The organism is Kitasatospora sp. NPDC004240 (genome assembly GCF_053603215.1).
On sequence record NZ_JBSGFD010000041.1, the window covers coordinates 44,021 to 53,607 of the forward strand.

Annotated in this window: 11 protein-coding genes; 7 read left to right on the plus strand and 4 right to left on the minus strand. The window is 75.6% G+C overall.

The features are described from left to right. Positions 1-45: 45 nt before the first annotated feature. Entirely contained in the window at positions 46-993 is a 948-nt protein-coding gene (locus ACWEQL_RS13955) for a LysR family transcriptional regulator (protein ID WP_452150462.1), read from the plus strand. A gap of 16 nt (positions 994-1,009) precedes the next feature. On the opposite strand, the gene ACWEQL_RS13960 is transcribed toward ACWEQL_RS13955, so the two are convergent. Both ACWEQL_RS13960 and ACWEQL_RS13965 read right to left on the minus strand, forming a co-directional pair. Beyond that, positions 1,010-1,855, minus strand: a complete 846-nt coding sequence (locus ACWEQL_RS13960; protein WP_452150463.1) for a hypothetical protein — start codon at positions 1,853-1,855, stop codon at positions 1,010-1,012. A gap of 120 nt (positions 1,856-1,975) precedes the next feature. After that, positions 1,976-2,524, minus strand: coding sequence for an OsmC family protein (locus ACWEQL_RS13965; RefSeq protein WP_452150464.1), 549 nt, complete (start codon positions 2,522-2,524; stop codon positions 1,976-1,978). 505 nt (positions 2,525-3,029) lie between these two features. Here ACWEQL_RS13965 and ACWEQL_RS13970 point away from each other — a divergent pair. Continuing rightward, on the plus strand, positions 3,030-4,508 hold the full coding sequence (locus ACWEQL_RS13970; protein WP_452150465.1) for an FAD-dependent monooxygenase: 1,479 nt from the start codon (positions 3,030-3,032) through the stop codon (positions 4,506-4,508). 35 nt (positions 4,509-4,543) lie between these two features. On the opposite strand, the gene ACWEQL_RS13975 is transcribed toward ACWEQL_RS13970, so the two are convergent. Beyond that, entirely contained in the window at positions 4,544-5,509 is a 966-nt protein-coding gene (locus tag ACWEQL_RS13975) for a GlxA family transcriptional regulator (protein WP_452150466.1), read from the minus strand. A gap of 141 nt (positions 5,510-5,650) precedes the next feature. Here ACWEQL_RS13975 and ACWEQL_RS13980 point away from each other — a divergent pair, with 141 nt between their 5' ends. The 3 genes from ACWEQL_RS13980 to ACWEQL_RS13990 all read left to right on the plus strand — a co-directional run bounded on the left by ACWEQL_RS13980 (position 5,651) and on the right by ACWEQL_RS13990 (position 7,573). Then, on the plus strand, positions 5,651-6,217 hold the full coding sequence (locus ACWEQL_RS13980; protein WP_452150467.1) for a Uma2 family endonuclease: 567 nt from the start codon (positions 5,651-5,653) through the stop codon (positions 6,215-6,217). A gap of 115 nt (positions 6,218-6,332) precedes the next feature. Further along, positions 6,333-6,929 (plus strand): MBL fold metallo-hydrolase, encoded by a 597-nt coding sequence (locus ACWEQL_RS13985; protein ID WP_452150468.1) that lies wholly within the window; start codon positions 6,333-6,335, stop codon positions 6,927-6,929. A 71-nt stretch (positions 6,930-7,000) separates the two neighbouring features. Next, positions 7,001-7,573, plus strand: coding sequence for a 3'-5' exonuclease (locus ACWEQL_RS13990; protein WP_452150469.1), 573 nt, complete (start codon positions 7,001-7,003; stop codon positions 7,571-7,573). Positions 7,574-7,594: 21 nt separating this feature from the next. Here ACWEQL_RS13990 and ACWEQL_RS13995 read toward each other — a convergent pair whose 3' ends face one another. After that, positions 7,595-8,260 (minus strand): TetR/AcrR family transcriptional regulator, encoded by a 666-nt coding sequence (locus ACWEQL_RS13995; protein ID WP_452150470.1) that lies wholly within the window; start codon positions 8,258-8,260, stop codon positions 7,595-7,597. Between the two features lie 131 nt (positions 8,261-8,391). Between ACWEQL_RS13995 and ACWEQL_RS14000 the strand changes: the two genes are divergently transcribed. Both ACWEQL_RS14000 and ACWEQL_RS14005 read left to right on the plus strand, forming a co-directional pair. Next, positions 8,392-9,075 carry an FMN-dependent NADH-azoreductase gene (locus ACWEQL_RS14000; RefSeq protein ID WP_452150471.1) on the plus strand — a complete coding sequence of 228 codons (684 nt, stop codon included), beginning with the start codon at positions 8,392-8,394 and terminating at the stop codon, positions 9,073-9,075. Continuing rightward, on the plus strand, positions 9,072-9,398 hold the full coding sequence (locus ACWEQL_RS14005) for a DMT family transporter (RefSeq protein ID WP_452150472.1): 327 nt from the start codon (positions 9,072-9,074) through the stop codon (positions 9,396-9,398). The genes ACWEQL_RS14000 and ACWEQL_RS14005 overlap by 4 nt, the downstream gene beginning before the upstream one ends. Positions 9,399-9,587: the final 189 nt, after the last annotated feature.

The window sequence follows — 9,587 nt, forward strand, 5'->3', positions numbered from 1 at the left end:
CATACGTCCAAGAGCTGCTTGTTCTCCCTCCTAGAATCCCTGGTTATGGAGCTCAGGCAGTTGCGGTACTTCGTCACCGTCGTCGAGGAGGGCGGATTCACCCGCGCCGCGGCCCGGTTGCACCTGGCGCAGCCCGGGATCAGCGCGCAGATCCGGCAGCTGGAACGGGAGGTGGGACAGCCGCTGCTCGACCGGTCCGGCCGCACCGTGACGCCGACCGAGGCGGGCGCGGCCGTGCTCCCGTACGCGCGGGCGGCGCTCGCCGCGGCGGAGAACGTCCGGCGGACGGTCCAGGAGTTCACCGGCCTGCTGCGCGGGCGGGTGACGCTCGGCCTGGTCTCCGGCGCGGCCGGCGGTGCCGGTGAACCCGGCGCTTCCGAGGGGGAGTTGGACGTTGCCGCGGTGCTCGCCCGGTTCCACGACGACCATCCGGGGGTCGACATCGCGCTCACCGAGGACACCTCGGAGCGGATGCTGGCCGCGCTGGGCCGCGGCGAGCTGGACATCGCCGTCATCGGCCTCACCGGGGAGCCCCTGGGCCAGGGCATCGCCCACGAGGTGGTGGTCGACGTGCCCCTGGTCGCCGCCGTGGCCGCGGACGACCCGCTGCCGTCCGCCGCCGGGCCGGACGGCCTGCCCCTGACGGCGCTGCGCGACCGCCCGTTGATCAGCCTGCCCCGCGGCACCGGCGTGCGCGGAGTCCTCGACGGCGCCTGCGCGGCGGCCGGCTTCCGGCCCCGGATCGCCTTCGAGGCGGCGGCCCCGGCTCTGCTCGCCCGGCTCGCCGCCCGGGGCCTCGGCGTGGCCGTCCTGCCCGGGATCCCACCCGACGCGGCCGCCGAACTCGGCCTGCGCGCCGTGCCGTTCGCCGATCCCGCGCTGCGTGGCCGGGCCGCGCTCGCCTGGCGCGCGGACTCCCCGCCGGGCCCGGCGGCGCACGCCCTGCTGACCCGGCTGCGCCGGTTCCGGGTCGGGGCGCAGACGACGGGGTGAACCGGTCGGGCGCGGGTCAGGCGCGCTTGGGCGGTGTGGTGGGCCGCTCCCCGTGGGCAGGCCAGTTCGGGACGAAGTTGTCGGCGCTCAGCACGTCGCCCGTCACGGGGGAGCCGGCGGCGCGGCGCAGGGCGCCGACCACGGGATCGGAGACCGAGACGGTCAGCCGGAAGTACGGCTGGCCGGTGATCGTGTTGTGCGAGTCGATGGGCGGGGACAGGAACGAGCTGACCTGCCAGGCGTCGTAGCCGGGGCAGAGGACGAGGGCCGGGAACTCCACGGTGGCGCCCAAACCGTCCTGCGGCCCGGCGATGACCGTGCCGCCCTCGCCCTGCTCGGTGCCCTCCTCGAGCAGCACCGGCAGGCCGTACGCGCCGCCGACCAGGCCGCCGTCCGGGCCCTCGATCTCCACGGCGACGCCCCGCGCGCCCAGCGGCGGGGCCAGTTCCAGCCGCCCGTGCGGTCCGGGCCCGATCCGCAGGCCGACGGTGAACCGCCCCGGCCGCCCGCCCTCGCTGCCGTAGCCGTACGAGCTCAGGATGAGCTGCGGGCCGGGCGGCGGCTCCTCGGCCGGGGGCGGCGGCGGGGTGTCCGCCACACCGCCAGGGGCCGGGGTGGGCCGGGGAACGCGCGGGAGCTCGAAGGAGTGGTACCCCTTGGTGCCGCACCTGCTGTGCAGCGACGTCCCGCCGCCCGGCAGCGCCACGTCCGCGGACGGCCACGCCGTACGCCCCGGCGCGGGCGGCACCCGCGGCCGGTCGGGCAGCGAGTGCCGCGACCCGTCCGGCCGGTACACGATCAGGGCGGTCACACTGGCCGCCAGCACCACCCAGAGGGCGGTGTTCCGGGGCTTCTGGTTCATCGGATCTCCTCCAGCACGACGGGGAGGGTATCGAACCCCCGTCCGACCCCGAGCGGGAGGAACGTCACTTCACACCGAGTAGGCCGAGTACGCCGAGCAGGGCATGGACGGCGTGGACGGTCACGTGGCGACCTGGACGTCGACGGTGTGCCGGCTGCGGATCAGACGCAGCATCGGGCAGCGGGAGTCCGCCTCGGCCAGCAGCTCGGCGAGCTCCGCCTCCCCCGCCCCGGTGCTGCTCAGGTCGACCGCGGCCGTCAGATCGTACGGGACGGCGGGCGCGTCGGTGGGCACGTCGAAGAAGCGGGCGTCGTTGTTGCGGGCGCGCACCCGGACCTCGACCCGGTCCAGGGGGACGTCCCGCAGGGCCGCGACGCACATCAGGGTGTGGGTGAGGCAGGTGCTGACGACCGCGCAGAGCAGCTCCGGGGACGAGGGGCCGAGGCCGAACCCCCCGATGTCCGGCCCACCGTCGCCGACGAACGACCAATCGCCGATGCGGACCTTGCGCACCCCGGTCGCGTCGTCGGCCACACAGACCGCGCCGATCTCCTCCTCCCAGTCGGCACTCGTGGGCCGCCGCAGGGCGGCCTCGCGCATCGCCGTGCCCTTCTCACGCAGGTGCCGGGCAAGGCCGGGACGGGAGTCCGTACGGGGTTCGCTCGTCATGGCGCCGAGCGTACGGGCCCGCCCGGGGCGGTGGCCGGTCGGTACGGGAGCTCCTCAGACAGGCTTTAGACCGACCGGACAGGGGCCCGCGCCGACGGGCCGACCCGGGCCGGCTGTGGAAGCGTGGGGGCCGAGGGGGGCGTACCCGTCCGGAGAGGAGTGACCATGTCGTCGAAGCGGCGCAGGAAGAAGAAGGCCCGTGCCCGGCGTGGGGCGAACCACGGTCGTCGTCCCCAGTGCTGAAGTGGGTCCGAGCCGGTTCCGCACCGGTCCCGAGCCGGTCCTGAGTCGGCTCCGGATCCGGTCCCGGGGCCGGATCGAGCGCGGTCACCGGTGGCCCCCAGGGCGCCGCCGGTGACCGCTCCCGTTCACCCGCCCGGGCGCACCCCGCCGACCTGCCGCGTCCCCCGGGCCAGGCGTCAATCGGACGTCAATCGGACGTCAAGCCGCCGCGGGCATCCTCGTTCCCGCGGGCGGTGGCGCCCGCGGGAACGAGGAGGACGCCATGGCAGGGCGTAGCGGCAGGACCGGACACGCGGTCGTCGCAGGGGCGGGCATCGGGGGACTGCTGGCCGCCCGGGTGCTGGTGGAGACGTACGGGCGGGTCACGGTGGTCGAGCGCGACGCGCTGCCGCAGGCCGGGGTGCCGCGCCGCGGGGTGCCGCAGAGCCACCACGCGCACGGGCTGCTGTCGCGCGGCTACGAGGTGCTGGAGGAGCTGTTCCCCGGCCTCGGTCAGGACCTGGTCGCCCAGGGCGCGCTGATCCGCGACGCCCAGGCGGACGTCGACTGGTGCAACGACGGCTACGAGATGCGCCGCAGCCACTCCGGCCTGCCCTGCCTGCTGGTGAGCCGCGCCGCGCTGGAACGGTACATCCGGGCCCGGGTGGAGGCCCTGCCGGACGTCGAGATCCACGACCGCTGCGAGGTGCTGGAGCCGGTCGCCGACCCCGGCGGCACCCGCATCACCGGCGTACGGCTGCTGCGCGTCAACGCCGAGCCGCAGGTCCTGCCCGCCAACCTCTTCGTCGACGCCACCGGCCGCAGCAACCGCGGCGCCACCTGGCTGACCGCCCTCGGCTACCGCGGACCCGAGGAGGAGCGGGTCGACTCCCGGCTGGTCTACGTCTCCCGCGAGTACCGGCGCGGCCCGGACAGCCCGGCGACGGACGGCCCGGCGACGGACGCGTACGTCATCGGCGCCTCGGCGCACGCCCCGCGCGGCGGGGTGGCGCTGGCCGCCGAGGGGGACCGCTGGCTGGTGACCCTGTTCGGCATGAACGGCGACCACCCGCCCACCGACCCCGAGGGCTACCACCGGTTCGCCGCGAGCCTGCCCGGGCCCGGGCTGCACCGGCTGCTGCAGGGCGCGGAGCCGCTCACCGAACCGAAGCCGATGCGGATCCCGGTCTCCATCCGCCGGCGCTACGACCGGCTGGAACGCCTGCCGCAGGGCTACCTGCCGTTCGGCGACGCGATCTGCCAGTTCAACCCCTCGTACGGGCAGGGCATGACGGTCGCCGCCTGCGAGGCCGCCGCCCTGCGCGAATGCCTGGCCCAGGCGAGCGGGGACGCGGCGGTCCGGCGGTTCCTGAAGCGGGCCGCCGCGGCGGCGGACGTGGCGTGGGACATGTCGGTCGGCGGCGACCTGCGGTTCCCGTTCGTGGCGGGGCGGCGCACGCTGCGCTCCAAGCTCCTCAACCGCTACGTGGCCCGCGTGCACCGCGCGGCCGCGCAGGACGCCGAGGTCGGGCGGGCGTTCCTGTGGGTGGCCAACCTGAAGTCGCCGCCGCAGCGGCTGTTCGCACCGGCGGTGCTGCGCCGCGTCCTGCGGCCGGGGCGGGGGCCGGCGCCGCACCCGGTGCCGAACCGCATGCCGGCCGCGGGGGCGGCGGCCCGGGTGCCGGCGCAGGCCGACCGGCGCTCGCGGTCCGAGGCGCCGTCGGCCGCGACCTCGTCCACGCGGCCCGAACCCCAGCGGTAGTACCGGTCGAGGCGTCGCCGGTCAGCGACTCAGGGTCAGCGGGCGGCGCTCCGGGCGCGGCCGAAGGCCCGCCGGTACGCGCTCGGCGGCACGCCCCGGCGGCGGACGAACTGCTCGCGCAGCACCGCCGCGCTGCCGTAGCCGACCCGGCGGGCGATCTCCTCGACCGGCAGGTCGGTGCTCTCCAGCAGTTCCTCGGCGAGGGCCAGCCGCTGGTGCAGCAGCCAGGCGTGCGGGGTCGTCCCGGTGGCCGCGGTGAAGTGGCGGGCGAAGGAGCGGCGGCTCATCAGGGCCCGTTCGGCCAGCTCCGTGACCGGCAGCGGCCGGTCGAGGTTGGCGCGGGCCCAGGCGAGGACCTCGGTCAGCCGCTCGTCCCGGCACTCCTCGGGCACGGGCGCCGCCAGGTACTGGGCCTGGCCGCCGTCCCGGTGCGGCGCCAGGACCAGATCACGGGCGACGGCGTTGGCCACCGAAGCGCCGTACTCGCGGCGCAGCAGGTGCAGGCACAGGTCGAAGCCGGCCGCGGCGCCGGCTCCCGTGACCACCCCGCCCTCGTCGACGTAGAGGGAGTCCGCCTCCACCGTGATCTCCGGGTGGCGGCCGGCCAGCAGCTCGGCGAACCGCCAGTGCGTGGTCGCCCGCCGTCCGTCCAGCAGACCGGCGGCGGCCAGCGCGAAGGTGCCCACGCAGTGCGCCGCCACCAGGGCGCCGCGCTCCCGGGCCGCCACCAGCGCGTCCAGCACCCCCGGCGGCAAGGGGTCCCGGAACCCCGCCCACGGCAGCGCGAGCACCAGATCGGCCTCCGCCAGCCCCTCCGGCCCGTACGCGGCCGCGACGGGAACCCCGGTGTCGGTGGCCACCGGCCCCGGCCGGTCGGCACAGAGCGCGAACTCGAACCCGGGCAGGCCACCCCCGCGCTCGGCGAAGACCTCGGCGACCAGCCCCACGGCGAACAGCCCGACCCCGGGCGGGGCGTAGGCGGCGACGGTACGGAACGACATCCCCGGAGTCTGGCACAGATCCTGCGGTCGATGGTGACCGTGCCAGGGTGCGCTGACTCGAACCGGTGAACCGGGCGCCGATCCGCGGCGCGGGCAGGTGGTGCGGGAGGAGAATCGGGCGGGAGCGGAGGAGGCGTACCCATGAGCACGGCAGCCCATGACCCCGGCGACTACAGCGTCAGCGACCCGGAGCGGGCGTTGAAGTACGCGATCCAGCACGTCGCCGGCGATCGAGCCGAGATCATCGAAGGAGTGATCACCCCGATGTCGCCGTCCTGGGCGCACGAGAACGCGAGCGATCTGGTGCGCGAGCAGATCGGCCCGCGGATGCGGGAGCTCGGCCTGCGCGCCGGCTCGGGCAACCTCGACCTGCCGGGCTCGGAGAACTGGTTCATCCCGGACCTGGCGGTGGTGCCGAAGGACCTGGCGGCGAAGACCGAGGGGGCGCTGGTGCCGGACCGGACACTGCTGGTGGTGGAGGTCACCTCCCCCTCGAACGGCGAGACCGACCGTACCGTCAAACGCCGCCGCTACGGGCAGTACGGGGCTCCGCTCTACCTGCTGATCGACCGGCAGCGGCGCGAGTGCACGGTCTTCGCCGAGCCCGGGCGCCTGGGCTACCAGCGCCTGGACGGGCCGCACCCCTTCGGCACCGCCGTCCACCTGCCGGCGCCGTTCGACCTCGACCTCGACACCACCGAGTTCTGACCGGCGGTCCCGGTCGACCCCGGGCATACCCCTTCCGCAGGGATGGCACAGATCCTGCGGTCGGTGGCATCCCTGCCACTCGTCCGCCCTCCCCGTGCCCGGCAGGCTGGTGCCCATGAATGACGCACCCGCCGGCCGCAGCGCCGAGTACCACGTCCTGACCACCGGCTACACGCTCTCCACCGGGCCCGGGGTGGCCGCCACCGTCTCGTACGTCACCGACGGCGACCGCCGGGTGATCGTCGACCCCGGGATGGTCGCGAGCCGTGACCGGATCCTCGGCCCGCTCGCCGAACTGGGGCTGTCCGCCGACGACATCACCGATGTGGTGCTCAGCCACCACCACCCGGACAACACCATGAACGTCGGCCTGTTCCACAACGCCCGGGTGCACGACCACAAGGCGGAGTACCGCGACGACCAGTGGCTCGACCGCGATGCCGAGGGGTACGAACTCACCCCGTCCCTGCGGCTGGTGCGCACCCCCGGGCACAGCGCCGAGGACATCACCCTGCTCGCCGGCACCCCGGGCGGCGTGGTCGCCTTCGTCGGGGACCTCTGGTGGCGCCCCAATGGCCCGGTCGTCGACCCGGTCTCCCCCGACCTCGACCAGCTGCGCGACTCCCGCCTGCGCGTCCTCGCCGCCGCCGACGTCATCGTCCCGGGCCACGGCGCCGCCTTCCCGGCCGACCACGACACGGCCCCGCTGTAAGGCCTGTCCGACGATTCCCGCCGGGCGAATTCACTGGTCGCCGTCCGGGGCCGACGCCTAGGCTGCCGGGCATGTCCGGTCTTCCCGAGCTCTACATCGCCGTCGACGTCGAGGCCGACGGGCCGATCCCGGGCCCGTACAGCATGCTCTCCCTCGGCATGGCCGTGGTGGGGCGCCCGGACCTCGGCTTCTACACCGAACTGCGGCCCATCTCCGAGGAGTTCGTGCCCGAGGCGCTGGCCGTCTCCGGCCTCGACCGCGACCGGCTGCTGCGCGAGGCGCCGAGCCCCGAGGACGCCATGCGGGCCGCCGCCCGCTGGGTGAACGGGCTGCGCCGGATCGGGCGGCCGGTCTTCCTGGCCGGCCCCGCGGTGTGGGACGGGATGTACGTGCACTGGTACTTCACCCGCTTCACCGGCCGCAGCCCGTTCGGCCCGACCGGTTCCGGCATCGACCTGCGCAGCTACTGGATGGGCAGGACCGGCGGCGAGTGGTCGAGTACCCGCAAGACCGCCATCCTCGACGAGCTCGGCCTCACCCTGCCGCACACCCACCACGCCGGCGAGGACGCCCGCGAACTGGCCCAGATCTTCGAGGCCGTCCAGGCCCACCACCATCCCACCGCCCGGGCCGCCGAGGAGTAGCCGCGCGGCCCGGTGCCCGGCTCAGCCCTGCTGCCCCAGGGTCAGGTGGGCGAGGTGGGTGAGGGTGCGGGTGATGCGGTCGAGGGTGAGGCCCTGTTCGCGCTGGTGGCGGAAGAGTTCGGGGGCCAGGGGCGCCAGCAGGTGGTCGGCGAGGGCCTGGGGGTCCTCGGCGCCGGCCTGGCGGGCCAGGTGGGCGACGTGCAGGTGCCAGAAGTGGTACGCGCCGGTGCGGTAGCGGGCGGGGCCGGTCTCGGCGCCTAGGGCCAGGTGGACGTGGGTGTCCAGGAGTCCGGCCATCGCGGTGTAGAAGGCGGCGAGCCGTTCGGCGGGGGCGGGGGGTCGCTCGCCGTCCGCGCCGGGGCCCAACGGGGCCGGTCCGTGCAGGAGTTGCTCCTGGAGGGCGTGCTCGTGGCGGTCCAGCAGGGCGCGGGCGACGGCGGCGCGGTCGGGGTAGCGGCGGTAGAGGGTGCCGCGTCCGATGCCGGCGGTGCGGGCGATGTCGTCCATGGTCACCGCGGCCGGGTCGCCCTCGGCGAAGAGGCGTTCGGCGGCGGCGAGCACCCGGGCCCGGTTGCGGGCGGCGTCGGCACGCTCGCGGGGCGGGGGGCCGTCGGCGAGGGGGAGCTGCGGGAGCGGTGTCGCCGAGGGGTGGGGGCTGCGCCGGGGCGGTCGGGGGTGCTCGGTCACGGTTCCACCCTAGGCGGGAAGTGGACAGCGCGTCCACTTCCCGCCTAGTCTCCGTGCCGTGAGGCAAGTGGACGCACTGTCCACTTCGTTCCTCCATCCCGTCCTGCCCGCCCGCGCAAGGGAGTTCAGCCATGCCCAGCCTTCTGCACCTCGACAGCAGCGCCCGCCGCGACTCCTTCAGCCGCCGCCTCGGGGCGGCGTTCGCGGACGCCTGGCGGCAGGCCGGCGGCGGCCCGGTCGTCCACCGCGACCTGGCCGCCACCCCGCCGCCGCCGATCCGCGAGGGCTGGACGTCCATCTGCGACACCCTGCTGCGCGAGGGCATCACCGACCCCGGCCGGTACCGGGAGACGGTCCGCACCGCGGCCGAGCACGAGGCCTGGGCGGAGCTGGAGCCGCTGCTCGCGGAACTGCTCGCGGCGGACGTCGTGCTGATCGGGGCGCCGATGTACAACTTCGGCGTGCCGGCCGCCCTCAAGGCCTGGATCGACCAGGTGACCTTCCCGAAGATGGTCCTCACGCCGCGCCGGTTCGTCGTGGTGTCCGCGCGCGGCGGGGCGTACGGGCCGGGCATGCCCCGGGAGCCGTTCGACCACCAGGGCCGCTACCTGCTCGACTTCTTCCGCGGCCACTACGCGGTGGAGGACGGCCGCGTCATCAGCGCCGAGCTGGTCAACGCCCTGGTCGACCCCGCGCTGGCCGCCCGCCTGGACGGACACCACGAGTCCGTGGACCGCGCCCTGCGCGAGGCCGCCGAACTGGGCGCCGAGCTGGCCTCGGCCCCGGTCGGGGCGGCCGCGGGAGGGGAGCGGTGACCGCGCCGTGGGTGTTGCTGCTGCTGGCCTCGGTGGTGGAGGTCGCGTGGGCGCAGAGCCTCAAGCCGACGGAGGGCTTCACCCGGCTGCCGCAGACCGCCCTCAGCCTCGTCCTGATGATCGGCACGGTCTACCTGCTCTCGCGGGCGATCCGGGACCTGCCGGTCGGCACCGCCTACGCGGTGTTCACCGGGATCGGCACGATCGGGGCCGTCCTCCTCGGCTTCCTGGTCCACCACGAGCCGCCCACCGCCGCCCGCCTCGCCGGCCTGGCCATGATCACGGCGGGCGTGCTGGTGGTCCACCTCGGAACGGCGGCCTGAGGCCGCGGGGGCCGGGGGCGCACGAGGCCGACGGCGGGTTCCCGGTGGCCGACCCCACGCCGGGTCGACCTCACGCCGGGTCGACCTCACGCCGGGTCGACCTCACGCCGGGTCGACCCCACGCCGGGTCGACCTCACGCCGGGCCGACCCCACGCCGGCCGCCGCCGGCCCGGCCCCGGCGGCCGGTG

Excerpts from the sequence above, each read along its gene's own strand:
- ACWEQL_RS13985 (WP_452150468.1), top strand. The coding sequence starts at position 6,333 with ATGAATGACGCACCCGCCGGCCGCAGCGCCGAGTACCACGTCCTGACC.
- ACWEQL_RS13975 (WP_452150466.1), bottom strand. The coding sequence starts at position 5,509 with ATGTCGTTCCGTACCGTCGCCGCCTACGCCCCGCCCGGGGTCGGGCTG.
- ACWEQL_RS13965 (WP_452150464.1), bottom strand. The coding sequence starts at position 2,524 with ATGACGAGCGAACCCCGTACGGACTCCCGTCCCGGCCTTGCCCGGCAC.
- ACWEQL_RS13990 (WP_452150469.1), top strand. The coding sequence starts at position 7,001 with ATGTCCGGTCTTCCCGAGCTCTACATCGCCGTCGACGTCGAGGCCGAC.
- ACWEQL_RS13955 (WP_452150462.1), top strand. The coding sequence starts at position 46 with ATGGAGCTCAGGCAGTTGCGGTACTTCGTCACCGTCGTCGAGGAGGGC.
- ACWEQL_RS13960 (WP_452150463.1), bottom strand. The coding sequence starts at position 1,855 with ATGAACCAGAAGCCCCGGAACACCGCCCTCTGGGTGGTGCTGGCGGCC.
- ACWEQL_RS13970 (WP_452150465.1), top strand. The coding sequence starts at position 3,030 with ATGGCAGGGCGTAGCGGCAGGACCGGACACGCGGTCGTCGCAGGGGCG.
- ACWEQL_RS13980 (WP_452150467.1), top strand. The coding sequence starts at position 5,651 with ATGAGCACGGCAGCCCATGACCCCGGCGACTACAGCGTCAGCGACCCG.
- ACWEQL_RS14000 (WP_452150471.1), top strand. The coding sequence starts at position 8,392 with ATGCCCAGCCTTCTGCACCTCGACAGCAGCGCCCGCCGCGACTCCTTC.